We start from the raw sequence: 22,946 nt of genomic DNA on the forward strand, positions 1-22,946 counted from the left end.
AATGTTCGCATGAAAAAGATTCTCACTGGATTGGCTGTGTTCGGACTGGTCGTGGCCGGCGCATTCGGCGCTGCCATCGCCGCCGAGGAAGGCCATAACGAGGCTGAGCCGACCCATTTTCCGATCCACAAGCCGAAGCAGGAAAAGTGGTCTTTCGCAGGTCCGTTCGGCACCTACGACAAGGCCCAGCTCCAGCGCGGCCTGAAGGTCTACAAGGAAGTCTGCTCGGCCTGTCATTCGATGGAGCTGGTAGCTTTCCGCACGCTGGCAGATCTCGGCTATTCCGAGGCCCAGGTGAAGGCTTTCGCTGCCGAATACGAAGTGCAGGATGGCCCCAACGCCGATGGCGAGATGTTCACGCGCAAGGCGATCCCCAGCGATCACTTCCCGTCGCCGTTCCCGAACCACAATGCGGCTGCCGCTGCAAACGGTGGTGCGGCTCCCCCGGACTTCTCGCTGATCGCCAAGGCGCGCGGCGTGGAACGTGGGTTCCCGACCTTCATCTTCGACATCTTCACGCAGTATGCCGAAGCCGGTCCGGACTATATTCACGCGCTGCTGACGGGCTTCGACGAGCAGCCGCCTGCGGGGATGCAGATCGCCGAGGGCACGCACTACAACCCGTATTTCATCGCCGGCAAGTCGCTGGCCATGGCCAAGCCGATCTCGGATGACCAGGTCACCTATGACGATGGCGCGCCGCAGACGGTCGACCAGTATTCCCGCGACGTTTCCGCCTTCCTGATGTGGGCCGCCGAGCCGCATCTGGAAGCACGCAAGCAGACCGGCTTCCGTGTCATGGCCTTCCTGCTGCTGTTCGGAGCGCTCGTCTACCTGACCAAGCGCAAGGTCTGGTCGGGCGTCGCCCACTAAAAGCGGCAACCGCCGGCAAGTCGAATGTTGGGAAGGGCGCGCAAGCGCCCTTTTCTTTTTGTCCGCGCGGTCGCACAAGTAAGCCTCAACGGAACGGTCTCATGAAATCCTCCCTCGAAGACACCTTGATCTCTGCGATCCGCAACATTCCCGACTATCCCAAGCCGGGCATCATGTTCCGCGACATCACCACGCTGCTCGGCAATGCGCGGGCATACCGGCGCGCTATCGACGAACTGGTGCATCCCTATGCCGGCTCGAAGATAGACAAGATCGCCGGCATCGAGGCGCGCGGCTTTATCCTTGGCGGGGCAATGGCGCACCAACTCTCATCTGGCTTCATTCCGATCCGAAAGAAGGGAAAGCTGCCGCACGAAACCGTGCGCGTCGCCTACAGCCTGGAATACGGGCTGGACGAGATGGAGATGCACAAGGACGCGGTCGTGCCCGGTGAGAAGGTTATCCTGGTCGACGACCTGATTGCCACCGGAGGCACGGCTGAGGGCGCCGTGAAGCTGCTGCGCCAGATGGGGGCGGATATCGTGGCCGCCTGTTTCGTTATCGACCTGCCGGAGCTGGGCGGAAGGGCGAAGCTGGAGGCGCTGGATGTGCCGGTGAGGACGCTGGTGGCGTTCGACGGGCATTGAGTTTTGAGAGGTCGGCGCTGCCCCTCACCCTTACCCTCTCCCCGTGAAGAACGGGGAGAGGGGGCGTCAACGTTGCGGCCAGTCTTCCTCTCCCCGTCACTATACGGGGAGAGGATGCCGGCAGGCAGGTGAGGGGCAGCACTGAACTTTCAGATCGTTCTCAATCCGCCTTCACCAGAACCGCGCTCTCGAACTCCAGAACCTTGTCACCGGTCGAATCGAAAGCGTCGGCGCGGATGGTGACGAGCCGCCATCCGGGACGGCTGGCGACCGGCCTATGGCTCAAGCCGGTGCGGGTGAAGGTTACTGTTTCGCCGGCATAGACCGGCTTCAGCCATTTCAGGTTCTTAAAGCCGGGTGAGGGGCCGAATTCCGGCTTGGGGCCGGGGCCGTCCCATTTACCGTCTGCCAGCGCCTGCTGTTCAAGATTGTAACGCATCCAGGTCGCGGTGGTGTGCCAGCCGGAGGCGCAGAGCCTGCCGAACACGCTGTTCTCGGCCTTCTTCTCATCCATATGGAAAGGCTGGGGGTCGTATTTGGCGGCAAAAGCCTTGATGGCTTCCGGCTCGAATCTGTGCGAGCCGAGGGTGACCGTGACGCCGATGCCGAGGAATTCGTCCAGCGTCATGCCGTGCCCTCGCGCGTCAGGAACATTCCGGTGTTTTCCAGCTCGATCACGCTTTCGCCCTTCTGGTTGAAGAGTTCATGGCGGCAGGTGACGAAGCCGAGCGTCGGGCGCGATTTCGACAGGCGCTTGGCGAGGACGGCGCTGCGGCCCGTCAGCGTGTCCCCGGCCAGTACAGGTTTCTTCCAGCGGGCATATTCGATGCCGGGCGCGCCTTGCGAGGTGGAGTCGAGCAGGAAGGCGTCGCACATCATGCGCATGAACATCGCGCAGGTGTGCCAGCCGGAGGCCGAAAGCCCGCCCAGAATGCTCGCCTTGCCGGCTTCCTCGTCGAGGTGCATCGGCTGAGGGTCGAACTCGCTGGCGAATTCGATGATCTCGGCGGCGGTGACAACCTTGGTGCCGAGGTCGATCGAGCCGCCTTCGGGGAAATCCTCATAGGCCCATTTCTTGGTGGTCATGCCGCAATCCTGTTCAGGCTTGAACTTTCATAGTGCCAATTGTCGCCTCCGACGGCAAGGCCGGGCGTGGCGCCACAGGTGCCTTACGGTTGTTACAGCCAGCCGCGCCGCTTGAAGTAGAGGTAGGGCAGGATGGCCGACAGGACCATCAGGAAGAGAGCAAAGGGATAGCCGAGAAGCCATTTCAGTTCGGGCATGATGTCGAAATTCATGCCGTAGATGGAGGCGACCAGCGTCGGCGGCAGGAAGACTACGGCGGCGACCGAGAAGATCTTGATGATGCCGTTCTGCTCGATGTTGATCATGCCCAGCGTGGCGTCGAGCAGGAAGGTGATCTTGTTGGACAGGAACGAGGCGTGGTCCGTGAGGGAGGATACGTCCCGCGACAGCGTCTTGACGCGAGCACGCACATCCTTGCTCTTGGCCTGCATGGTGACGTTGCCGAGGAAGCCGGACAGGCGCTGAAGTGTCATCAGGCTCTCGCGGATGTTGGAGGTCAGTTCCTCCTTGCGGCCAATGGCCTGCAGCACCTTCTTGAAGTCGTGGTCGCGCTTGGAAGCATTCTTTTCGGATGACTGGAAGATGCCGTGCGAAATGGTGTCGATGTCATGACCGATACGCTCCAGCACGTCGGCAAGGCGGTCAACGATCGCTTCGAGCAGGCTGACGAGGATGGTCTCGCCATTTGTGCAGCCCATGGTGACTTTTTCGGCCCGCAGCGGAAAGGTCTGGAACGCACGCGGTTCGTGGTAGCGAATGGTGATCAGCCTTTTGCCCGACAGCACGAAGGTTACCGGCGACATGATGGGATGATCCTCATCCGTTTTCGCCGGCAGCGTGGCGGTCATGAAGTAGGCGCCGTTCTCGACATAGAGGCGCGAGGAAATCTCGATCTCCTCCATCTCCTCGCGCGTCGGCACGCCGACGCCGAGCCACTTCTCGACTTCCGCTTCTTCTTCCTTGGTTGGGATAACGAGATCGGCCCAGATCACCGCATCCTTGTTCGCCTCGAGATCGTCCACCGGGCGCAGGCGGTCATTGTCGAGGACAAAGGCCTTGATCATCGCTGGGCTCCGTTTCTTGAGAGAAAGCGCGTCAGAGGCCGACGCTTGGTTTAAGTGAACGCCGTAGACCTCGGCGTTCAATGCGTCAAGAATCGGCGTCACATCGCTGCGGTCAGGTGTTGAACTTGAACATCAGAACGTCGCCGTCCTGCACGACATATTCCTTGCCTTCGTCGCGCGCCTTGCCGGCTTCCTTGGCTGGCACTTCGCCGCCAAGCGTGACGAAATCATTGTAGGCGATGGTCTGGGCTCGGATGAAGCCGCGTTCGAAGTCCGTGTGGATCACGCCAGCCGCCTGCGGTGCCTTGGTGCCCTTTTGGATGGTCCAGGCGCGCGTTTCCTTGGGGCCGGCGGTGAAATAGGTGATCAGGTGCAGAAGGTCGTAACCGGCGCGGATAAGCTTGTCCAGGCCGGGTTCCTCAAGACCGAGATCAGCCAGGAATTCGTGGGCTTCCTCGTCGGGCAACTGGGCGACTTCGGCCTCGATCGCCGCCGAGATGACGACGGTGCCGGCACCTTGCGCGGCTGCCATCTTCTCCACTGCTGCTGTGTGCTCGTTGCCGGTCGCGGCCTCGGCTTCCGAGACGTTGCAGACATAGAGGACGGGATGTGAGGTAAGCAGGTTGAGACCTTGCAGGATGGCGAGGTCTTCCGCCGCGATGCCTTTGAGCAGCATGCGCGCGGGCTTGCCTTCCTGCAGCAGGGCCAGCGCCTGTTCCATCGTCGGCAGGACGGTCAGCGCTTCCTTGTCCTTGCTGCCGGCGCGCTTGCGGAACTGGACGATGCGGCGCTCGAGGCTTTCCAGGTCGGCAAGCATCAGTTCGGTTTCGACCGTCTCGGCGTCTGCGACCGGGTCGATACGGCCCTCGACATGGGTGATGTCGTCATCCTCGAAGCAGCGCAGCACGTGCACGATGGCGTCGACTTCGCGGATGTTGGCGAGGAACTGGTTGCCCAGTCCTTCGCCCTTCGAGGCGCCGCGCACCAGGCCGGCGATGTCGACGAAGGAGATCCGGGTCGGGATGATCTCCTTTGACTTCGCGGCGTCAGCGATCTTCTTCAGGCGCGGATCGGGCACGGCCACTTCGCCGGTATTCGGCTCGATGGTGCAGAAGGGGTAGTTGGCGGCCTGTGCTGCAGCCGTGCGCGTGAGCGCGTTGAAAAGCGTCGATTTGCCGACATTGGGCAGGCCGACGATGCCGCATTTGAAACCCATGATGATAAAGCCTTATCGAGGAACCAAGATTTGCTCAGGGCTATGGGCGAAAGGGTCGATGATCGTCAAGCCTTCGATGACCTGACCGTCCTTCAAATCCTCGGAAAGGAAGTATTTGCAGCCCAGTTCGAGCGCTGAGGCGAGGAGAAGGCAATCCCACCAGGAGAAGCGAAACATAAGATGGATCGCGCGTGCAGCGATTGTTGTTTCGAGCCGAAGAGGATGTGAGCCGAAATCAGCGAAGGCGTCGATCCTGAAAAAGACGTTGGTGTCTCCGAATTTGGCCGACTTGCGTATCGCAACATTGGCAATTTCGTTCAGCACCTGAAGGTTGGTGACGCCGCGATTGCGATTGGACAGATACTCCAACCAACGCTGTGCCAACAGTCTCTTTTCTCCTTCATAGACGTCAAATGTATAGAGAAAGGTGTTGCTGTCTATGAAGACCTTAGCGCCTGGCATTCCGCTCTTCCGCGGTAGGCATGCGCCCATTTTCAGAAATAGGAAGCTTGGGCCCGTCGAAGACACGCTGCAACCTCGCCAGCCGGCGCTTTATTTCGTCGTCTGCACTGGTGGTTTCATGGGAAGCTTCCCGCTCCAGCAAGTCGGCGACATATTGCGACATGCTCTTGCCGGCCTTTGCAGCGTTCACTCTGGTGTCCTGCAGAAGCTCTTCCTTCAGCGATATGGTCAGGTTTTTCATGGCTCAATCTCACGAAAACACGAGGTTCGTGAGAAATATAGCGATAATGGGAGGTTTCTTCAAGAAATCAGGCCATCGTGCCCTTCAACGCAGAAGTAACTACCGGTCGTAGCCGGGGCAAAGTCACTCCTTGCCGCCGAACAGCTTCTTCAGCATCGCGGCCATGGGACCACTCTCGGGAATCTTGATCACCGGAGCCTGCGGTTTGCGGGCCTGCCTTATGTGGCTTTGAGCCTTTGGCGCCTCGGGCTTCGGTGCTTTCGGCGGCGGGGTGTCGTCGGTGCCGGTCGGTTGCAGCTTGTCGCGCAGTGCCAGCGTGATGCGGTTCATGAAGCCGTTGTCGTCGCCCTTGGTGAGCAAGGCGGCATTGTCCGCTATTGCGTCCAGAAGCACGTCCAGCCATTCGCCGTCGGCCTTGGCGAAGTCGCCGAGCACGTGGTTGTGCACCATTTCCTTGACGCCCGGATGGCCGATGCCGATGCGCACGCGGCGATAGTCCCTGGCGATGTGCTGGTCGATGGAGCGGATGCCATTATGGCCGCCAGCGCCGCCGCCGGTCTTCACCCGCACCTTGCCGGAAACAAGATCGAGCTCGTCGTAGAACACCGTGAGATCGGAAGGCTGGAGCTTGTAGAAGCGCAGCGCCTCGCCGACCGACTGGCCGGACAGGTTCATGAAGGTCTGGGGCTTCAGGAGGATGACTTTTTCGCCGTCGAGCTTGCCTTCGGCGATCAGGCCCTGGAATTTCTTCGACCAGGGCGAAAAATCATGGCGGCGGGCGATTGCCTCCGCCGCCATGAAGCCGACATTGTGCCGGTTGTTGGCATATTTGGCACCCGGATTGCCGAGACCTGCAAAAAGCAGCATCGTTGCGGCCCTCCGGAGCCTCGAAGATTACTCTTCGGTTTCGGCCGGAGCTTCGGCCGCAGCCTCAGCCGTGGCTTCAGCTGCGTTATCTTCGCTCTTGAGGCCGGCAGGTGCGGCAACGGTCGCGATGGTGAAGTCACGATCGGAGATGACCGGCTTCACGTCCTTGGGCAGCTTGATGGCCGAGATGTGAACCGAATCGCCGATGTCGAGACCGGTGAGGTCGACTTCGATGAATTCCGGGATCGCATTGGCCGGGCAGTGGAATTCCACGTCATGGCGAACGATGTTGAGAACGCCGCCGCGCTTGATGCCGGGCGACTTCTCTTCATTGGTGAAGTGAACCGGAACGTTGACGTTGACTTCAGTGTTCTTGCCGACGCGCAGGAAATCCACATGCATGGGGAAATCGCGGACCGGGTCGAGCTGGTAATCCTTCGGCAGGACCTGGATCTTCTTGCCGTCAAGATCGATCGTCGCGATGGTGGTTTTGAAACCGCCGCCGTGGATCTTGTAGTAGATGTCCTTGTAGGACAGGGCGATCGCCAGGGGAGGCTGCTTGTCGCCATAAATAACTGCAGGCACTTTACCGTTGCGGCGAACTGCACGGGCGGACCCCTTACCGACCTGTTCGCGAGCTTCGGCCTTGAGCTCATAAGTATCGTGGCTCATGGCATTTCCTTTCGTGTTATGGAGCGCCCGGGGACGGGTTTAATACCGGTCCTCAAACGTCGAAAGCCGCCGGTTGAGGCGGCTCTCATCCACGTTGCCTCCAAGGGTGTCTACGCGGGTGGCGGCTCTATAGCCGAAGGTGCATCTAAGCGCAAGGTTTGGCGCGAAATCGCCGTTCTCAGGCTGGTTTTGCCTTGTTGAACTTCTTCTTCGGCTTCTTGTGCGGCGGCTCGCCTGAAAAACCCTCGGTCCTGGGCTTGGCTTTGTTGGGCTTGAACTTGCCCTTCTTCTCGTTGTTCCAGGAAGGGGCGGCTGCTTCGCGGGCAGGGGCGGCTTTGCCGTCGATCTTCTGGATCGTCACGCCCTTTTCGCCGGTGCCGGTTTCCTTCACCGCTGCCCAGAAGGCATCTGCCTTGTCGCCGGCGATCTCGAAATTGCTGTCGGTGTCGTTGATCTTGATCGAGCCGACCGCGCGCTTGGTGATGTGGCCGGCCTTGCAGATCATCGGCAGCAGCCAGCGCGGCTCGGCGCGATGCTTGCGGCCGACGGTGACGCGGAACCAGACGCCATTGTCGAAGTCGCTGCGGTCGCGCGGGGCGGCCTCGCCACGGCCTTCGCCACGCGGTGCGCGCTCGGCAAAGTGCGTCGGCGCGTCCATCAGCTCTTCGGGGGCAGGGCGCGCTGCAAGCTGCAGCCGCAGATAGGCGGCGGCGATGTTTTCGGCGCCGTGTGCCTTCATCAGTTCCGCGACGAAGGCGACCTCGTCCTCGGTCGGGGCGACCGACAAGGCCGGATCTTCAAGGATTTGCTCGCGGTTATGACGCTCGATGTCGCTGGCCGTCGGTGCGGGCACGGTGCGCGCCGTCAACTTCGCCAGTTTCAGCACGCGGCTGGCGGTGCCGCGGCGGTGCAGCGGCACGATCAGTGTACAGATGCCCTTGCGGCCGGCGCGCCCGGTGCGGCCGCTGCGGTGGAGGAGCGTGTCGGGGTTGGTCGGCAGGTCGGCGTGAATGACCAGGCCGAGATTGGGCAGGTCGATGCCGCGCGCCGCGACGTCGGTCGCCACGCAGACGCGCGCCCTGCCGTCGCGCATCGATTGCAATGCGTTGGTGCGTTCGGCCTGGCTGAGTTCGCCCGACAGCGAAACCACGGCAAAGCCGCGATTGGAAAGGCGGCTCGTCAGGTGCTTCACGGCTTCGCGGGTGTGGCAGAAGACGATGGTGTTCTGGGAATCGAAGAACAGCAGCGTGTTGATGATGGCGTTTTCGCGGTCGGACGGCGCGACAAGTATCTGCTGGTATTCGATGTCGGCGTGCTGGTCGCTTTCGCCTTGCGCGGTGATGCGGTGGGCGTCGCGCTGGAAGCGCTTGGCAAGCTGCGCGATCTGGTTGGGCACCGTTGCCGAAAACAGAAGCGTGCGGCGTTCGGCAGGGGCTGCGGCAAGAATGAATTCGAGATCGTCGCGGAAGCCGAGATCGAGCATTTCGTCGGCCTCGTCGAGCACGACGGCGCGAAGCTCGGAGATATCCAGCGAGCCGCGCGTGATGTGGTCGCGCAGGCGGCCGGGCGTACCGACGACGATGTGCGCGCCATCGGCCAAAGCGCGGCGCTCCGTGCGCATGTCCATGCCGCCGACGCAGGAGCCGATGCGGGCACCCGTTTCGCGATAGAGCCACTCGAGCTCGCGGCGAACCTGCAAGGCGAGTTCCCGCGTCGGCGCGACGATCAGGGCAAGCGGCAGGCCGGCGGCGCCAAAGCGCTCGCGCCCATCGAGCATGGTCGGGGCAATGGCGATGCCGAAGGCCACCGTCTTGCCCGAGCCGGTCTGCGCCGAGACCAGAAGGTCGGCGTCGCGGGCCTCCGGGGTCAGCATGGCGCGCTGGACGGGGGTGAGGGTCTCGTATCCACGCGATGCGAGTGCGGCAGCCAGCGCGGGCGCCATCAGTTCAAAGTCGGTCATAAAATCAGGCTTTCATCGTAAGCGCGGCGGTGACAATGCTTCTGGTCAACGACTGGCCGCGCGGTTCGCAAATCTTTTTCGAACCCTCCCCTAAAGCCTCTTGGCGAAAGCAGCAAGTCGCGGATGCAATCGATCGAAAGACGATTATCCGGTTGAAGCGATGCCAAAGCGGGAATAATGTCGATTTACCGGGGGCATGGTGGACTCCCCGTTTGAGGCGCAATGCCCAAGCTCCGCCTTCGCTGCTGCATGCGGAGGATACCATGCCACGAAGAATTTCAGCCCAGGACCTTATTGCTTTGACCGGAACCGACCGGTTTCCACACGTGGTCGATGTTCGTCGCGAGGCCATTTTCAGGCAAGCGCCGACGCGCATTGCCGCAGCGGTCTGGCGCGATCATATGAAGACTGCGGAATGGTCGCCTGAGTTTCGCGACGGAAAGCAGATCGTCGTCTATTGCGCCCATGGGCACAATGTCAGCGAGATTGCGACTGCAGGGCTTGCCCGTGCCGGGGCCGATGTCGCGATGCTCGATGGGGGCATCGATGCCTATGAGGAGGCTGGGGGCGTTCTGGTCTCGCGCGCTGGCACCGGTGTCGACGTTGCCGCTGGACCGAGCGTCTGGGTGACGCGGGAGCGGCCAAAGATCGACCGCATCGCCTGCCCGTGGCTTATCCGGCGATTTATCGATCCATTAGCGGTTTTTCATTTTGTTGCAGCCGAATGGGTGAAGGATGTCGCCGAAGAAATTGGGGCGATTCCCTATGACATCAAGGATGTCCATTACTCGCACCGCGCTGAGGACTGCACATTCGACACGCTCATCGCGGAATTCGGCCTTTCCGATCCGGCGCTTCTGCAACTGGCGCGGATAGTGCGCGGTGCGGACACCGCCCGGCTGGATATCGAACCACGGGCGGCGGGGCTTCTGGCTGTATCGCTTGGACTCTCGGCAACCGAGCAGGATGACCTGCGGCAATTGGAAAAAGGCATGATCATTTACGATGCATTGTATGGCTGGTGCAGGCATGCAACCGCCGAGCGTCACAACTGGCCGGTGGCGGCATGACGATGGCTGACGATGCAATCCTGTCGGAACCGGGTTTCGAGTTGCCCGCGCCGACCTTCGCCGAAGCGACGAAGGTGTTCGCCAAGATCGGGCTGCTATCATTCGGCGGACCGGCCGGGCAGATCGCGTTGATGCACCGAATACTGGTCGACGAAAAGCGCTGGCTCGACGAGCCGCGATTCCTGCATGCGCTGAACTACTGCATGCTCCTGCCGGGGCCGGAGGCAATGCAGCTTGCGACCTATTCCGGCTGGCTGCTGCATGGGGTTCGCGGCGGGTTGGTCGCCGGGCTGCTGTTCGTGCTGCCGGGAGCCGTCGTCATCACGCTGCTGTCGGCAATCTATTTGCTGTTGGGCGATGCGTCCCTGGTTCAGGGGCTGTTGTTCGGGTTGAAGGCTGCGGTGCTCGCGGTGGTGCTGGAGGCGCTGATCAAGGTCTCGAAGCGGGCGCTGAAGGGCGGTTTCATGGTTGCGCTTGCTATGGCCGCATTTGTTGCCATCGCCTTTCTGAAGGTTCCGTTTCCGATCATAATCGCGGTTGCGGCGCTGTGCGGGACGGCGGCGCATTTTTGGATGTCGAGGCCGGCGATTGGCGCGGAGCCAGAAGAAGCGCCTCAACTCATCACCGTCATGCCGGAATGGACGCGGCCAAGCTGGCGGCGTTTCCTGACGACGCTCACCGTGTGGCTGGCGATCTGGTTCGTGCCGCTGGCGGTTCTGCACATGACGCTCGGCGGCGCGAATGTCTTCGCAGCCGAGTCATTGTTCTTCTCGAAGATGGCCGCTGTTACCTTCGGCGGCGCCTATGCCGTGCTGGCCTATGTCGCGCAGCAGGCGGTGGAGGTCTATGGCTGGCTGAAGCCGGACGAGATGCTGACGGGTCTTGGCCTTGCCGAGACGACGCCGGGGCCGCTCATCCTCGTGCTGGTGTTCGTCGGCTTTCTCGGCGGCGCGCGCCTTTCAGGCCTCGATCCGCTGACCGGCGGACTGGCCGGGGCGTTGGTCACGCTGTGGTTCACCTTCGTGCCGTGCTTCCTGTGGATTTTCGTTGGGGCGCCCTTTGTCGAAACCGTGCGCAACATCCGCTGGCTTGCCGGCGCGCTTGGCGCGGTCACTGCAGCGGTGGTCGGCATCATCGCCAATCTGGCGGTGTGGTTTTCGCTGCATGTGCTGTTTGGCCATGTCGGCGAGTGGAAGGTTGGGCCGTTCACGCTGCCAGTGCCGGATTTTTCGTCGCTGGATATAGCGGCGGGCGTCATTGCGATTGCCGCAGGCGTTGCGCTGATCAGATGGCACGCCAACATGATAACCGTGCTGGTTGCGGCGGCACTGGCGGGAATGGTGTGGACGCTTTTGTAAGCTTAGAAAGCCGAAACTTCATCCGTCACAATAGAATCAGGACGGTAGCCTATCTGCCTGTTCCTGAATCGATTTCCCGAAACCTGTCTCGGTTTCGGGAGTGTCACGAAGAATCAATCGAACAGGCTGGAGACCGATTCTTCCGTTGCCGTGCGCGAGATTGCTTCGCCGATGAGATCGCCGATCGAGATGACGCGGATGTTGTGTGCGGCTTCGATGGTGGAGGTCGGCTGGATGGAATCGGTGATGACCAGTTCCTGAAGCTTCGATCCGGCGATGCGTGCGGCAGCCCCACCCGAGAGCACGCCGTGGGTGATGTAGGCGGTGACGCTGGTCGCGCCGTTGGCGAGCAGTGCGTCGGCCGCGTTGCAGAGCGTGCCGCCCGAATCGACGATGTCGTCGATCAGCAGGCAGTCCTTGCCGCGCACGTCGCCGATGACGTTCATGACTTCGGATTCGCCCGGGCGCTCGCGGCGCTTGTCGACGATGGCGAGCTGGGCGTCGATGCGCTTGGCCAGCGCGCGGGCGCGGACCACGCCGCCGACGTCAGGCGAGACGACCATGACGTTGTTGAGCTGCTTGTACTTGGCCTTCACGTCGCGCGCCATGACCGGTACGGCGAAGAGGTTGTCGGTCGGGATATCGAAGAAGCCCTGGATCTGGCCGGCATGAAGATCGAGCGTCAGGACGCGGTTGGCGCCGGCCCGGGCGATCATGTTGGCGACGAGCTTGGCCGAGATCGGCGTGCGGCCCGATGCGCGGCGATCCTGCCTTGCGTAGCCGAAATAGGGAATGACCGCCGTGATGCGCCGCGCCGACGAGCGCATGAACGCGTCGATCATGATGAGAAGTTCCATCAGATGATCGTTTGTCGGGAAGGAGGTCGACTGCAGGATGAAGACATCCTCGCCGCGCACATTCTCCTGGATTTCGACGAAGATTTCCTGGTCGGCGAAGCGCCGCACGCTCGCCTTGCCGATCGGCACGTTCAGATAGCGGGCGACCGCCTCAGCCAGGACCCGATTGGAATTGCCTGCGAAGAGTTTCATGCACCGTTCCTGGTGAAGGATTTCATCGGGCTTTTAGCGGGCTGCGCCGCTATTGCAAGCGGCGTCGGATTATTTCGTCGGTTATTCCAAAGAAACGGTGCTTCATCGCAACAACTCAGAGTCGGATCATGATCTTTTCCGAAAACCGGTTTCCACTTTTCGGGATCATGATCTAGCCCGCACTGCCGGCCAGCCATGTGGCCAGTTGATCGACGGTGGTGTCGGCAATGGCCTGCATGGCGGTTGCCGGAACCGACGACCAGCCGTCGCCGCCCGTCACCTGAACCTTCTGCTGGCCGTTGATGCGGTGCAGCCTCGTGCCAGCGGGATCGTATACGTCCCAGACATAGACCACGGTCGTTTCCTTGCCCTCTGTGAGGGCCGAGAAATAACCCTTGAGGATATGAGTCGCCGATCCGTCCGACCCGCCGGCAAGGCGGATGCCGCGTTGGCGGGCGCGGCTTGCCAGCCGTTCGGTTAACGGGGTCGCGGCCTCGACGCTTGCGCCGACGATCGGCGCGATCTGGATGCGGGCATTGGTGGTGATGGCCGCGGTTGTGCCTGATGGCGCAGGGGACGGCGCCGTCGGCGATGACGGCTGAGGCGTGGTCGTTCCGGTCTGCGCAGGCTGGCCAGCGGTTGCTGCAGTCGTCTGCTGTTGTTGCTGGGCTATTGCCGACGGCTCGAGAACATCCTGCGTGCTGGTGCAGGCGGTCAGCGCGGCGATTGCGAGCAGTGACAGAGCGCTTGCCGCCAATCGCCTCATTGTGCTCGAACTCCCCGGCGACTTTTGCGCAACCATCTTCACCAGCGGATTCACTTCACGATCAAGTCGAGATCATGGCGCGAAAGCGGCTTCGGTTGGGAATCCGTCGTCAGGTAGGTACGACCCAGCGTCATCGCGGTTTCGGTTTCGGAATCCATGATGATCATATGCGCAAACAGCGTCATGTTCGGTGCGATGGGCTCGGGATTGCCCTGGTAGAACATCGGCATGTCCATCCAGGACGGCGTAAAGCGCGCGCCGAGGGAATAGCCGCAGGCGTTCAGCCGGTGCTTGGTCAGGCCATGCGCTTCCATGACCTTGGCATGGGCGTCGAAGACGTCGCCGAAGGTGGCGCCGGGTGTCATCGCCTTCTCCACGGCGATGAGCGCGTCGCGGGAAGCGTCGAACAGTTCCTGATGCCGCTTGGAAACCTTGCCGGTCAGCACCGTGCGCATCATGGCGGCGTGGTAGTGGTGGAAGACGCCGGCCCATTCCAGCGTCAACTGGTCGTTCTTGTTGAGCTTGCGGCGGCCGGCCTTGTAACGGCACAGCAGCGCGTCGGCGCCTGAGCCGATGATGAATTCGTTGGCAGGGTAATCGCCGCCGCCTTCGAAGATCGCGCCCTGCATGGCGGCAAGGATCGCACCTTCATCCGCCCCCTGCTTGATCAGCTTCAGGCCGGCATCGAGCGCGTCGTCGGCGAGGTTGGCAGCTTTTTCCGCTTTCTTGATTTCGGCGGGGCTCTTGAACAGGCGCAGCCGCGAGATGATGCCCGAGGCGTCGACGATCTGGCCGAAGGTCTGGAGCTGTTCGTCCAGCCGGCGGCCGTTGAAGGCGGTCAGGCCATGCGTGTCGTATTCGATGCCGATACGGGCACCGAGGAGGTCGAGGTCGTTCAGCAGGTTGCGCAGGTCGAGCGTCGGGTTTGCACCGTCGCGGTCGGTCCACAGGACGATGTTCTCGATGGTCGAGGTGTGCCTTGCCTGGCGCAGATCGGCCGAGCGCGTCAGCAGAACCATCGAGCCGTCGGCCTTCATGACGAGGCACTGGAAGAAGCAGAAGCCGAATGTGTCGTAACCGGTCAGCCAGTACATGCTCTCCTGCGCGAACATCAGGATCGCATCGAGCTTCTTTTCGGCCATCTCGATGACCAGCCGGTCGCGGCGGGCGTCAAACTCGGAGCGTTCGAAATGCAGCGCCATCAGATGTCCTCCAGAATGATTGCCGATATCTGCCGGCCGTAATCCGCTTCCTTGCGGTGGGTGGAGCGGCGATATGAATAGAACAGGTCTTCCTCGGCATAGGTGCAGCGGTCGAGGCTTTCGGCTGTGATACCCGCCTTCAGCAAGCGATCGACCGTGTAGAGATTGAGGTCGAACATGGCGTGGCCGGGTGTTTTCGACGGTGCGAAGTAACGTGCATTTTCGCCGTCGACTTCCGCGAAGCGCGCGACGAATTCGGGGCCGACCTCGTAGTTGTCGGGGCCGATCGAGGGGCCGAGCACGGCGACGATGCGGTCGCGCTTGGCGCCCAGTCCTTCCATGGCGGTGATGGTGTTTTCGAGCACGCCGGTGAAAGCGCCCTTCCAGCCGGCGTGCGCTGCGCCTATCACCTTGGCCTCGGCATCGGCAAACAGCACCGGTCCGCAATCGGCGGTGGTCGCACCGATAGCGATGCCTGGGCGGTCGGTCACGATTGCGTCAGCTTTCGGCCGCGGACCGGAAAACGGCTCGCGCGCCACGATCACATCGGGCGAATGGATCTGGTGGGCGCTTAGCAGCGAATCGACATCGACGCCCATCCAGGCAGCCACGCGGCGGCGGTTCTCGCGGACCAGCGACTGATCGTCATTGGAGCCCGAGCCGATGTTGAGGCCTTCATAGATGCCGTTGGAGACGCCGCCGACGCGGGTGAAGTAACCGTGCCTTATGCCTTTGGTTTCGGCTTCGCCGAGCAGGGTGGAACGGATCGGGTTCAGCGTGATTTGATCTGACATATGCCGCCTTGTTCTTCGCCAAACCCATTCCGTCAAGGCGAAACTTCGCCGGGGGGAGCCTCGCCTGCAATGGTGCGGACGGGACAGTGAGGCAGCGGATTGGCCGAGTCAATCCGCATCGGAAAAGGGCGAAACGGCTGTTCCGGAAGGCAAAATCGCCAGCACTTTGAAGAGGTCGCCCATGGCGGAGGGGGCTGCGAGACGCTCGACTTGCCTCCGGATTTTTTCCTGGCCTACGGCATCCTGAGCTGCCCCCAGCTGGCCGGCACGTTCCAGCAGGCCCATCTCCAGGAGGAAGTGACCCTGGGTCATGACATGGGCGTCGAGCTGCTTTCCCCGCGCGGTTGCGGCAAGTGCTGAAAAATCGACATGGGAGGTGATGTCGGCATGGCCGGGGCTTGCCAGTACATCCTCATATTTATGTTTGCGCAGCGCCTGCAGCGTGTCGCCGATGCCGGGTTCGAGATGGCCATAGTCGATGAACAGGCCGGCGCCGCCAAGGGTCGCTATCCTGTCGGCGATTGCGTCCATCAACGCGGTTCGCGCCGGCGCAAGCTCGGCGATGGTGCCGTCTGAAGCGGTGGCGGCATTGGCGGGCAGTAAGGACGGGTCGAGTGAAGCGGCGCCAGCGAGGAATTGAAGCTCGCCGGTGTCGTTCAGGCCGACCACGCGTTCCTGCCACTTGCCGCTGGTGCGCACGAACTGGCGGATCGGGATAGCGTCGAAAAGCTCGTTGCCGACGATGAACAGTGGGGCAGCAGGCAAGGTCTTGATGGACTGATGCCAGTCGATGCGGGCCTGTGTCCCGGTCAGCGTTTTCTTTTGTATTTCAGCCAGCCTTGGGCTGGTTTCGATCATGGCGAAGGAGGCTTGCGCAACGAGCGAAGGGTCGAGCTTCGCCAGCGTGCGCAAGATGTCTTTCATCAGCGTGCCGCGGCCCGGCCCGATCTCGGCGATGGTGACGGGCAGAGGGCCTCCGGTTGCCTCCCACGCGCTCCGCAGCCAGACGGCGATGAGTTCGCCGAACATCTGGCTGATTTCCGGCGCGGTCGTAAAATCGCCTTCCGTGCCGAAAGGCTCGCGGTTGGTGTAGTAGCCGTCTTCGGGGTCGAACAGGCAAAGCGCCATATAGTCCGCAACCGAAATCGGGCCGTTGGCCGCGATCAGCCGCTTGATGCGCTCCTTGAGCTTTGTCATGCGGCTTTCGGTTCAGGCGCCGGCTTGGCCGTGACCATCGCCCAGACGCCGAGCAGGACCATCGGCACGGACAGAACCATGCCCATCGTCAGCCAGCCGCCGAAGAGGTAGCCGAGCTGCGCGTCCGGTTGACGGAAGAATTCGACGATGATGCGCGACAGCCCATAACCGGCGACGAAGGCGCCTGCGACGAAGCCCGGACGTTTCAGTTTGAAAAGCGTGTGGGTGAGAACGCGCAGCACGCAGAACAGGACAAGACCTTCGAGCCCCGCTTCATAAAGCTGGCTCGGATGACGCGTGAAGGGGCCGCCCGTGGGGAACTCGAATGCCCAGGGGACGTTGGTGAGCCTGCCCCAGAGCTCCGAATTGATGAAGTTGGTGACCCGCACCAGCCCGAGCGCGACGGGCACGCCGGCGGCGACCACGTCGAACATGGTCCAGACCGGGATGCCGCGCTTGCGGGCAAACAGGATCATCGCCAGCGTCGTGCCGGCGAAGCCGCCATGGAACGACATGCCACCCTGCCAGACCTTGAAGATGTCGAGCGGGTTCTGGATGTAACGGGCCAGATCGTAAAACAGGATGTAGCCGACGCGCCCGCCCAGCACGACGCCGACCGCCGCCCAGACGAGGAAATCGTCAAGGTCTTCCGGCTTCATCGGCAGGTTGCCGTTGTTCCAGAGGCTAGGGGTGGTCACCAGCCGCTTGCCGTACCACCACGCAAACAGGATGCCGACGATATAGGCAACGCCGTACCAGTGGATCGCCAGCGGCCCGATCTGGACGATCACCGGATCAATATTGGGGAAGGGCAGGGCAGCCAGAGGCAGGGCAAGATAGTCGCTCAAGAAAAACTCCCGGGTCGGGCGGCGGTTCGGCGCGGACCATGATGCAGGCTTTTGGCCGGGTCAAGGCGGGGGAGGGATCAACTCAAACGTGATACGGGTCAGTTTTCGGGGAAGAGCAGCGCCTCATAATCGATAACGCCGTGGAGGATATGCACGATTTCGATGGTTTCGTTGTCGATGCGATAGAAGATCAGGTAGTTGCCGTGGACGCGCCGTCGGATGCCGCTGGACCTATAGCGCCGCAACAACGGGAATCGCTTCGGCATGTCCGGCAGGCTGAGACATCTGTCACGTAATTCTTGAATGAACGTTGCGGCGCGGGTGGGATTGTCGACAGCTATATAGTCGCCGATCGCTTCAAGTTCCCCTTCCGCGGCGTCGGTAAAAATGACGCGCTTCATTTACGGCCGGAAGCCTGCGCCTTGTACTTCGCCTCAAGCCGGGCAAACACTTCCTCGGCGGGCTTGACCCGTCCCGCCTCCGCATCAGCTATCCCGCGGGCGATGGCTGCATCGAGTGCGGCGAGTTTCGTCTCGCGCTCCTGGATGAGGCGAACGCCCTCGCGCAGCACTTCGCTCTTGGAGTTATAGCGGCCGCTGGTCACCAGCTTGTTGACGAATTCCTCGAGCGGTCCCCCGAGATCTGCGCTTATGGCCATGGGTTGATCCTTTCACTGCGCCGAATTTAATAACTATTATTGACGGCATCAAGTCGCAGCATAAGCAACGATCTTGCATTCGCTGCCGCGCGGCACTACGTCAAAACTTCAACCAAGAGGTTTTGCCATGTCGACCGGACCGAACCGCATTCTCGACGAATTCGCCAAGCTGGTGACGGACGCCGCAGGGGCTGCGCAGGGCGTGCGCCGTGAGGTCGAGACCGCCTTCAAGGGTCAGGCCGAGCGCATGCTCAATTCCATGGATGTCGTGCAGCGCGAAGAGTTCGAAGCGCTACGCGAGATGACACTGAAGCTTCGCGCCGAGAACGAAAAGCTCACCGGGCGAGTCGCTGAGCTCGAAGCTAAATTGGCCAAAGCGCCGGGTCAAACCCAGACGGCAGCCGAAGAAGCGCCGGCAAAACGATCTACGAAGGCCGCTCCCAAAAAATAATTGAAAATATTTCGTTAACCTTTTCCACAAAGCCCGATCCGAAAAAGCGCTTTCGGCTGAATCGCTTATCGGTCTTCGATGAATCTTTGTGCGAGCGGCTTTCCACACCCTTGTGCCCCTTGCCGCAAAAAAGGGGCTGTTCACGCGACTCTGCATCAATACACTGAATTTGTTGCATGATTCGTAACGGGATCATGCGCCGGGTGGTGGGGACCCGGTCCCAGTGTGCGTAGCAGACCAAATCCTGCCGACCGTGTTCGAGATTAAGATTGTTCGCGTGTGCCTTTCCGCGGAGTGCGGGAATAGCGCTCCCAGAACGTCAGGAAGCATTTCATGGAACTTGTCGAGCTGGAATATGCACGTGAAATCCACCCGGTGGATGTGATCGAGCAGGTTGCACATAATAACGAGTGGTCCTTCGAGCGCACCGGCGACGATGAGATCGCAATTTCGGTCGTTGGCACCTGGACCGACTATCATGTGTCATTCTCCTGGATGGAGGATTTCGAGGCACTGCATCTCGCTTGCGCCTTCGACATCAAGGTGCCGGAGACGCGCACGCTCGAAATCATGCGGCTGCTGTCGCTGATCAACGAGCAGATGCTGTTTGGCCATTTCGACCTCTGGGAGCAGGAAGGCGCGATCATGTTCCGCCAGTCCTTGCTGCTTGCCGGCGGGGTTGAGCCGACCAGCCAGCAGGTCGAGATTCTGTTGTCTTCGGCATTGGAAGCCTGCGAATGCTATTTCCAGGCGTTCCAGTTCGTCGTCTGGTCGGGCACGTCCGCCAAGGATGCGCTCGCCGGCGTTCTCTTCGAGACATTCGGCAACGCATAAGTTTTCCATGAGCGCAGACAGCACCAGAAAACCGGAGATCACCTTCGCCGATTTCGATCGCGTCGACATTCGTGCCGGCACGATCGTCGAGGTGGAACCATATCCGGAAGCGCGCAAGCCTGCCTTCAAGCTGAAGATCGATTTCGGGCCGGAGATCGGCATCAAGAAATCGTCGGCGCAGATCACCAAATACTATTCCCTCGACACGCTTGTCGGCCGGCAGGTGTTTGCCGTGGTCAATTTCCCGCCGCGCCAGATCGGCAAGTTTATGTCCGAAGTGCTGACGCTTGGCTTTCCTGACGAAGAAGGTGACGTCGTGCTCGGCGCCATCGAGCGGCGCGTGCCGGATGGCGGGCGCCTCTTCTAGCGGCGACTTTGCAAGCGCATTTCACGCTGAAATCTTGTGCCGCCGAATTGCTTCCCAACCCAAAATGGCGGATATGGATTTGGGGACAAAATGAGCCGGCATCGCCGGCTTTCTTGCTGTTTGGGGTTTCGGCAATGAGCGATTCTTTTCGTGAAACGACTTCGGTGTCGTGGTTCGGGCGTATCGGGCGATCCTTCCTGGGAATGCTTGTCGGCTTCGTGCTGATCGTTGGCATGGTGGTGCTGCTTTTCTGGAATGAAGGCCGCGCAGTGACCACGGCTCGCTCGCTGGCCGAGGGCGCCAGCGCGGTCGTGGCGATATCGAGCGATACGGTCGATGCAGCCAATGACGGCAAGCTCGTGCATGTCGGCGGCCAATTGACGACCAGTTCGACGCCTGAAGATGTCGACTTCGACATAAGCATCCAGGGTGTTCGCCTGGTGCGCAATGTCGAGATGTATCAATGGATCGAAGAATCGCAGTCGGAAACGACGAAGAAACTCGGCGGCGGCGAAGAGACGGTCACGACCTATAGCTATTCGAGAACCTGGAAAGACAAGGCGATTGACTCGTCATCTTTCAAGCGCCCGGACGGCCACGGCAATCCATCCATGGAAGTGAGCGGCCAATCGTTTCAGATTCCGAAGGGCACGCTCGGCGCTTTCTCGCTCGACAGGCCAGTGCTGAACCAGATCGGTGGCGAACAGGTTCTGACGATAACGCCTGCCATGGCGTCCGGTATCCAGGCGGCTTACCCCGGTTCGGAAAAGGTTAGCGTCTTCAATGGCGGCGTTTACCTCGGGTCCAGCCCGGCATCGCCGGCCGTCGGCGATTACCGCATCAGCTACGAGTTCGTGCCGCTGGGCGACATCAGCGTCATCGCGCGGCAATCCGGTGCCTCGTTTGCGCCTTATCAGACGGCGGCCGGGGATGCCTTGCTGATGGTTCAAAGCGGCATGGTGCCTGCCGACAGGATGTTTGCCGATGCGGTCAGCGAAAACAATGTGCTCACCTGGATCGTCCGCGCCGTCGGGCTCCTGTTTCTCGCCATCGGCTTTGGCCTTTTCATGGGGCCGATCGGCGTTCTGGCAGATGTCATTCCCTTCCTCGGCAGCATCGTTCGGCTGGGAACGGGTACGCTGGCCATCATTTTGGCAACCCTTGTCGGGACCGCGACGATAGCGCTGGCATGGTTCTATTACCGGCCGCTTCTGGCGATCGGTATTATCGTTGCCGGTGCTCTCATCGCTTATGCGATGACCTATCTCGGGCGCTCGCGAAAGCCTGCCGCAGCTGTCGTCGCATAGGCAGCAGCACGACGGTTCGTGTTTGCAAACCGTCGCGCCTTTTCGTGTCCATCACGACAGATGATGGACCTTTTGCAGCCCGTAGACCGGCGTTGCGATGCCTACCTGCCGCGCCTTGAGCTGTAGCGACAGATACTGCGAGTAATGGCGCGACTGGTGGAGATTGCCGCCGTGGAACCACAGCGCTTCCTGCTGCGTCGGCTTCCACATGTTGCGCTGCTCGCCTTCCCAAGGGCCGGGGTCCTTGGTGGTGCTTGAGCCGAGGCCCCAGACCTTGCCCACCTTGTCGGCCACGTCCTTGGAGATTAGGTCGGCGGCCCAGCCATTCATGGAGCCGTAGCCGGTAGCATAGACGACGAGATCGGCGGGCAGTTCGGTGCCGTCGGTCAGGATGACCGAGTTTTCCGTCAGTTCCTTTACATCGACGCCGCTTTTCAGCTTGATCGAGCCGTTGGCGACGAGTTCGGAGGCGCCGACATCGATGTAGTAGCCGGAGCCGCGCCGCAGGTATTTCATGAACAGGCCGGATTCATCGTCGCCGAAATCGAGCATGAAACCGGCTTTCTCAAGCCGCTTGTAGAAATCGGCGTCGCGTTCGCGGATCGCGTTGTAAACCGGTATCTGGAACTCATGCATGATCTTGTAGGGCAGGGAGGCGAAGATCAGATCGGCCTTCCTTGTCGTCATGCCGGCTTCGACCGCCTGTTCCGAGTAGAGCGAGCCAAGCCCGATCTCCATCAGCGAGTCCGACTTGACGATATGGGTCGAGGATCGCTGCAGCATGGTGACGTCCGCACCCGCTTCCCAGAGTGCGGCACAGATGTCATGCGCCGAATTGTTGGAGCCGACGACGACGACTTTCTTGCCGGCGTATTTCTCGGGGCCGGGGTGTTTCGAGGAGTGCTGCTGGTCGCCCTTGAAGATATCCATGCCCTTGATCTTCGGCATGTTGGCTTTACCGGACATGCCGGTGGCCAGCACGAGCTGCTTGGGCTTCAGCACGATCTCCTTGCCGTCGCGCTCGACGACCACCGTCCATTCCTTGGTCTTCTCGTCGTAGGAAGCGCTCTTGCACTCGGTCGAGCTCCAGTAATTGAGCTCCATGACCTTGGTGTACATTTCCAGCCAGTCGCCGATCTTGTCCTTGGGTGCGAAAACCGGCCAGTTCTTGGGGAAGTCGATATAGGGCAGGTGATCGTACCAGACCGGGTCGTGCAGGCAGAGAGACTTGTAGCGCTTGCGCCAGCTGTCGCCGGCGCGCTCGTTGCGCTCGATGATGATGGTCGATACGCCAAGCTGGCGCAGCCTTGCGCCAAGCGCGATGCCGCCCTGGCCGCCGCCGACGATGACGCAATAGGGCTGGCGCGAAAAGCCGAGTTCGCTGGCTTCCTCCTCGCGTTCCTCCTTCCACGTCTTGCGGTTCTTGCTGGAGCCGTGCTTGGCGCCCATCGGGCGGGCAAAGCCCAGCGGCTCCTCATGGCCTTTCAACTCGCTCATCGTCGTCAGCAAGGTCCAGATGCGGCCGTCCTTGAGGCGGATATGGCCATAGCCGCGGGCGACATTGGTCTCGAAGGTGATCCAGCCGTCGATGATGCCATCGGCTTCGCTAACGTCTTCGCCTTCAGCCAGCGCCCATTTCTCCGGCTTGGTGGCTGTCAGTTGTTCTTCCAGCATCTGGCGGACCTGATCGGGGCCCTCCATCGTCTTGAGGTTCCAGGTGAACGTAACCAGGTCGCGCCAATAGCAGTCTTCCTGAAACAGGCCGACTGCCGCGTCGATGTCGCCGGCGGACAGAGCCCGGCCGAAGCGGTCGAGCAGGTCGGTAAGTGTCTTTTGCGGTGCCTTTTCGAGCATGGATGATCCTCCCATCGGTGCTGAAATACCGCTGCGACGTGCCTGTCTCCTCCGGGCCGTCTCACAGCGAATGCCGGGAGTATCGGCAAAGATCGCGACGGTC

The 22,946-nt window shown here is 61.2% G+C and carries 26 protein-coding genes; 8 read left to right on the top strand and 18 right to left on the bottom strand.

Going from position 1 to position 22,946, the window contains the following annotated elements; translation table 11 throughout:
* The first annotated feature begins 9 nt into the window (after positions 1-9).
* Both WBQ96_RS19410 and WBQ96_RS19415 read left to right on the top strand, forming a co-directional pair.
* Positions 10-873, top strand: a complete 864-nt coding sequence (locus tag WBQ96_RS19410; RefSeq protein ID WP_336553385.1) for a cytochrome c1 — start codon at positions 10-12, stop codon at positions 871-873.
* A 101-nt stretch (positions 874-974) separates the two neighbouring features.
* On the top strand, positions 975-1,520 hold the full coding sequence (locus WBQ96_RS19415) for an adenine phosphoribosyltransferase (protein WP_336553383.1): 546 nt from the start codon (positions 975-977) through the stop codon (positions 1,518-1,520).
* A 160-nt stretch (positions 1,521-1,680) separates the two neighbouring features.
* On the opposite strand, the gene WBQ96_RS19420 is transcribed toward WBQ96_RS19415, so the two are convergent.
* The 9 genes from WBQ96_RS19420 to WBQ96_RS19460 form a co-directional block, all read right to left on the bottom strand.
* Positions 1,681-2,148 carry a MaoC family dehydratase gene (locus WBQ96_RS19420; protein WP_336553382.1) on the bottom strand — a complete coding sequence of 156 codons (468 nt, stop codon included), beginning with the start codon at positions 2,146-2,148 and terminating at the stop codon, positions 1,681-1,683.
* Positions 2,145-2,606: a MaoC family dehydratase gene (locus WBQ96_RS19425; protein ID WP_336553380.1), complete on the bottom strand. Its 462-nt coding sequence runs from the start codon at positions 2,604-2,606 to the stop codon at positions 2,145-2,147. Before WBQ96_RS19425 ends, WBQ96_RS19420 begins: the two co-directional genes overlap by 4 nt.
* Positions 2,607-2,698: 92 nt before the next feature.
* Positions 2,699-3,670, bottom strand: a complete 972-nt coding sequence (gene corA / locus WBQ96_RS19430; RefSeq protein ID WP_336553378.1) for a magnesium/cobalt transporter CorA — start codon at positions 3,668-3,670, stop codon at positions 2,699-2,701.
* Positions 3,671-3,782: 112 nt separating this feature from the next.
* Positions 3,783-4,886, bottom strand: coding sequence for a redox-regulated ATPase YchF (gene ychF / locus WBQ96_RS19435; RefSeq protein ID WP_336553376.1), 1,104 nt, complete (start codon positions 4,884-4,886; stop codon positions 3,783-3,785).
* A 12-nt stretch (positions 4,887-4,898) separates the two neighbouring features.
* Positions 4,899-5,348, bottom strand: a complete 450-nt coding sequence (locus tag WBQ96_RS19440; RefSeq protein WP_336553374.1) for a PIN domain-containing protein — start codon at positions 5,346-5,348, stop codon at positions 4,899-4,901.
* Positions 5,335-5,589: a DUF6364 family protein gene (locus tag WBQ96_RS19445; protein ID WP_336553372.1), complete on the bottom strand. Its 255-nt coding sequence runs from the start codon at positions 5,587-5,589 to the stop codon at positions 5,335-5,337. Before WBQ96_RS19445 ends, WBQ96_RS19440 begins: the two co-directional genes overlap by 14 nt.
* 123 nt (positions 5,590-5,712) lie before the next feature.
* Complete coding sequence (gene pth / locus WBQ96_RS19450) at positions 5,713-6,456, bottom strand: aminoacyl-tRNA hydrolase (protein WP_336553371.1); 744 nt, start codon at positions 6,454-6,456, stop codon at positions 5,713-5,715.
* 27 nt (positions 6,457-6,483) lie between these two features.
* Positions 6,484-7,128, bottom strand: a complete 645-nt coding sequence (locus WBQ96_RS19455) for a 50S ribosomal protein L25/general stress protein Ctc (RefSeq protein WP_336553369.1) — start codon at positions 7,126-7,128, stop codon at positions 6,484-6,486.
* Positions 7,129-7,306: 178 nt separating this feature from the next.
* The gene (locus WBQ96_RS19460; RefSeq protein WP_336553367.1) at positions 7,307-9,088 is read right to left on the bottom strand and encodes a DEAD/DEAH box helicase; all 1,782 of its coding nucleotides are present in this window, start codon (positions 9,086-9,088) and stop codon (positions 7,307-7,309) included.
* A gap of 263 nt (positions 9,089-9,351) precedes the next feature.
* Here WBQ96_RS19460 and WBQ96_RS19465 point away from each other — a divergent pair, with 263 nt between their 5' ends.
* Positions 9,352-10,158, top strand: a complete 807-nt coding sequence (locus tag WBQ96_RS19465) for a chromate resistance protein ChrB domain-containing protein (RefSeq protein WP_336553447.1) — start codon at positions 9,352-9,354, stop codon at positions 10,156-10,158.
* Positions 10,155-11,516 (top strand): chromate efflux transporter, encoded by a 1,362-nt coding sequence (chrA, locus tag WBQ96_RS19470; RefSeq protein WP_336553366.1) that lies wholly within the window; start codon positions 10,155-10,157, stop codon positions 11,514-11,516. The genes WBQ96_RS19465 and chrA overlap by 4 nt, the downstream gene beginning before the upstream one ends.
* A gap of 113 nt (positions 11,517-11,629) precedes the next feature.
* On the opposite strand, the gene WBQ96_RS19475 is transcribed toward chrA, so the two are convergent.
* The 8 genes from WBQ96_RS19475 to WBQ96_RS19510 all read right to left on the bottom strand — a co-directional run bounded on the left by WBQ96_RS19475 (position 11,630) and on the right by WBQ96_RS19510 (position 18,030).
* A complete protein-coding gene (locus WBQ96_RS19475) occupies positions 11,630-12,565 on the bottom strand; it encodes a ribose-phosphate pyrophosphokinase (protein WP_336553364.1) in 936 nt (311 codons plus the stop codon).
* Positions 12,566-12,737: 172 nt separating this feature from the next.
* Complete coding sequence (locus WBQ96_RS19480; protein ID WP_336553362.1) at positions 12,738-13,331, bottom strand: hypothetical protein; 594 nt, start codon at positions 13,329-13,331, stop codon at positions 12,738-12,740.
* A gap of 50 nt (positions 13,332-13,381) precedes the next feature.
* On the bottom strand, positions 13,382-14,533 hold the full coding sequence (locus tag WBQ96_RS19485) for a M24 family metallopeptidase (protein WP_336553360.1): 1,152 nt from the start codon (positions 14,531-14,533) through the stop codon (positions 13,382-13,384).
* The gene (gene pgeF / locus WBQ96_RS19490; RefSeq protein WP_336553358.1) at positions 14,533-15,327 is read right to left on the bottom strand and encodes a peptidoglycan editing factor PgeF; all 795 of its coding nucleotides are present in this window, start codon (positions 15,325-15,327) and stop codon (positions 14,533-14,535) included. The genes WBQ96_RS19485 and pgeF overlap by 1 nt, the downstream gene beginning before the upstream one ends.
* A gap of 108 nt (positions 15,328-15,435) precedes the next feature.
* Positions 15,436-16,524, bottom strand: a complete 1,089-nt coding sequence (locus WBQ96_RS19495) for a class I SAM-dependent methyltransferase (protein ID WP_336553356.1) — start codon at positions 16,522-16,524, stop codon at positions 15,436-15,438.
* Positions 16,521-17,372: a prolipoprotein diacylglyceryl transferase gene (gene lgt, locus WBQ96_RS19500; RefSeq protein ID WP_336553354.1), complete on the bottom strand. Its 852-nt coding sequence runs from the start codon at positions 17,370-17,372 to the stop codon at positions 16,521-16,523. Before lgt ends, WBQ96_RS19495 begins: the two co-directional genes overlap by 4 nt.
* Positions 17,373-17,470: 98 nt before the next feature.
* A complete protein-coding gene (locus WBQ96_RS19505) occupies positions 17,471-17,773 on the bottom strand; it encodes a type II toxin-antitoxin system RelE/ParE family toxin (protein WP_336553353.1) in 303 nt (100 codons plus the stop codon).
* The gene (locus WBQ96_RS19510; RefSeq protein WP_336553351.1) at positions 17,770-18,030 is read right to left on the bottom strand and encodes a type II toxin-antitoxin system ParD family antitoxin; all 261 of its coding nucleotides are present in this window, start codon (positions 18,028-18,030) and stop codon (positions 17,770-17,772) included. The genes WBQ96_RS19505 and WBQ96_RS19510 overlap by 4 nt, the downstream gene beginning before the upstream one ends.
* A 127-nt stretch (positions 18,031-18,157) precedes the next feature.
* Between WBQ96_RS19510 and WBQ96_RS19515 the strand changes: the two genes are divergently transcribed.
* The 4 genes from WBQ96_RS19515 to WBQ96_RS19530 all read left to right on the top strand — a co-directional run bounded on the left by WBQ96_RS19515 (position 18,158) and on the right by WBQ96_RS19530 (position 20,989).
* Complete coding sequence (locus tag WBQ96_RS19515) at positions 18,158-18,481, top strand: accessory factor UbiK family protein (protein WP_336553349.1); 324 nt, start codon at positions 18,158-18,160, stop codon at positions 18,479-18,481.
* 333 nt (positions 18,482-18,814) lie between these two features.
* Complete coding sequence (locus WBQ96_RS19520) at positions 18,815-19,315, top strand: YbjN domain-containing protein (protein ID WP_336553348.1); 501 nt, start codon at positions 18,815-18,817, stop codon at positions 19,313-19,315.
* 7 nt (positions 19,316-19,322) lie between these two features.
* Positions 19,323-19,682 carry a tRNA-binding protein gene (locus tag WBQ96_RS19525; protein WP_336553346.1) on the top strand — a complete coding sequence of 120 codons (360 nt, stop codon included), beginning with the start codon at positions 19,323-19,325 and terminating at the stop codon, positions 19,680-19,682.
* 134 nt (positions 19,683-19,816) lie between these two features.
* The gene (locus WBQ96_RS19530) at positions 19,817-20,989 is read left to right on the top strand and encodes a TMEM43 family protein (protein ID WP_336553344.1); all 1,173 of its coding nucleotides are present in this window, start codon (positions 19,817-19,819) and stop codon (positions 20,987-20,989) included.
* A 51-nt stretch (positions 20,990-21,040) separates the two neighbouring features.
* Here WBQ96_RS19530 and WBQ96_RS19535 read toward each other — a convergent pair whose 3' ends face one another.
* Positions 21,041-22,843: an NAD(P)/FAD-dependent oxidoreductase gene (locus WBQ96_RS19535; protein ID WP_336553342.1), complete on the bottom strand. Its 1,803-nt coding sequence runs from the start codon at positions 22,841-22,843 to the stop codon at positions 21,041-21,043.
* Positions 22,844-22,946: the final 103 nt, after the last annotated feature.

Source organism: Mesorhizobium sp. CCNWLY176, from assembly GCF_037153935.1.
GTDB lineage: Bacteria > Pseudomonadota > Alphaproteobacteria > Rhizobiales > Rhizobiaceae > Mesorhizobium_M > Mesorhizobium_M zhangyense.

Coding starts and splice junctions, on each gene's coding strand:
- WBQ96_RS19410 (WP_336553385.1), top strand. CDS start 10: ATGAAAAAGATTCTCACTGGATTGGCTGTGTTCGGACTGGTCGTGGCC.
- WBQ96_RS19415 (WP_336553383.1), top strand. CDS start 975: ATGAAATCCTCCCTCGAAGACACCTTGATCTCTGCGATCCGCAACATT.
- WBQ96_RS19420 (WP_336553382.1), bottom strand. CDS start 2,148: ATGACGCTGGACGAATTCCTCGGCATCGGCGTCACGGTCACCCTCGGC.
- WBQ96_RS19425 (WP_336553380.1), bottom strand. CDS start 2,606: ATGACCACCAAGAAATGGGCCTATGAGGATTTCCCCGAAGGCGGCTCG.
- corA (WP_336553378.1), bottom strand. CDS start 3,670: ATGATCAAGGCCTTTGTCCTCGACAATGACCGCCTGCGCCCGGTGGAC.
- ychF (WP_336553376.1), bottom strand. CDS start 4,886: ATGGGTTTCAAATGCGGCATCGTCGGCCTGCCCAATGTCGGCAAATCG.
- WBQ96_RS19440 (WP_336553374.1), bottom strand. CDS start 5,348: ATGCCAGGCGCTAAGGTCTTCATAGACAGCAACACCTTTCTCTATACA.
- WBQ96_RS19445 (WP_336553372.1), bottom strand. CDS start 5,589: ATGAAAAACCTGACCATATCGCTGAAGGAAGAGCTTCTGCAGGACACC.
- pth (WP_336553371.1), bottom strand. CDS start 6,456: ATGCTGCTTTTTGCAGGTCTCGGCAATCCGGGTGCCAAATATGCCAAC.
- WBQ96_RS19455 (WP_336553369.1), bottom strand. CDS start 7,128: ATGAGCCACGATACTTATGAGCTCAAGGCCGAAGCTCGCGAACAGGTC.
- WBQ96_RS19460 (WP_336553367.1), bottom strand. CDS start 9,088: ATGACCGACTTTGAACTGATGGCGCCCGCGCTGGCTGCCGCACTCGCA.
- WBQ96_RS19465 (WP_336553447.1), top strand. CDS start 9,352: ATGCCACGAAGAATTTCAGCCCAGGACCTTATTGCTTTGACCGGAACC.
- chrA (WP_336553366.1), top strand. CDS start 10,155: ATGACGATGGCTGACGATGCAATCCTGTCGGAACCGGGTTTCGAGTTG.
- WBQ96_RS19475 (WP_336553364.1), bottom strand. CDS start 12,565: ATGAAACTCTTCGCAGGCAATTCCAATCGGGTCCTGGCTGAGGCGGTC.
- WBQ96_RS19480 (WP_336553362.1), bottom strand. CDS start 13,331: ATGAGGCGATTGGCGGCAAGCGCTCTGTCACTGCTCGCAATCGCCGCG.
- WBQ96_RS19485 (WP_336553360.1), bottom strand. CDS start 14,533: ATGGCGCTGCATTTCGAACGCTCCGAGTTTGACGCCCGCCGCGACCGG.
- pgeF (WP_336553358.1), bottom strand. CDS start 15,327: ATGTCAGATCAAATCACGCTGAACCCGATCCGTTCCACCCTGCTCGGC.
- WBQ96_RS19495 (WP_336553356.1), bottom strand. CDS start 16,524: ATGACAAAGCTCAAGGAGCGCATCAAGCGGCTGATCGCGGCCAACGGC.
- WBQ96_RS19505 (WP_336553353.1), bottom strand. CDS start 17,773: ATGAAGCGCGTCATTTTTACCGACGCCGCGGAAGGGGAACTTGAAGCG.
- WBQ96_RS19510 (WP_336553351.1), bottom strand. CDS start 18,030: ATGGCCATAAGCGCAGATCTCGGGGGACCGCTCGAGGAATTCGTCAAC.
- WBQ96_RS19515 (WP_336553349.1), top strand. CDS start 18,158: ATGTCGACCGGACCGAACCGCATTCTCGACGAATTCGCCAAGCTGGTG.
- WBQ96_RS19520 (WP_336553348.1), top strand. CDS start 18,815: ATGGAACTTGTCGAGCTGGAATATGCACGTGAAATCCACCCGGTGGAT.
- WBQ96_RS19525 (WP_336553346.1), top strand. CDS start 19,323: ATGAGCGCAGACAGCACCAGAAAACCGGAGATCACCTTCGCCGATTTC.
- WBQ96_RS19530 (WP_336553344.1), top strand. CDS start 19,817: ATGAGCGATTCTTTTCGTGAAACGACTTCGGTGTCGTGGTTCGGGCGT.
- WBQ96_RS19535 (WP_336553342.1), bottom strand. CDS start 22,843: ATGCTCGAAAAGGCACCGCAAAAGACACTTACCGACCTGCTCGACCGC.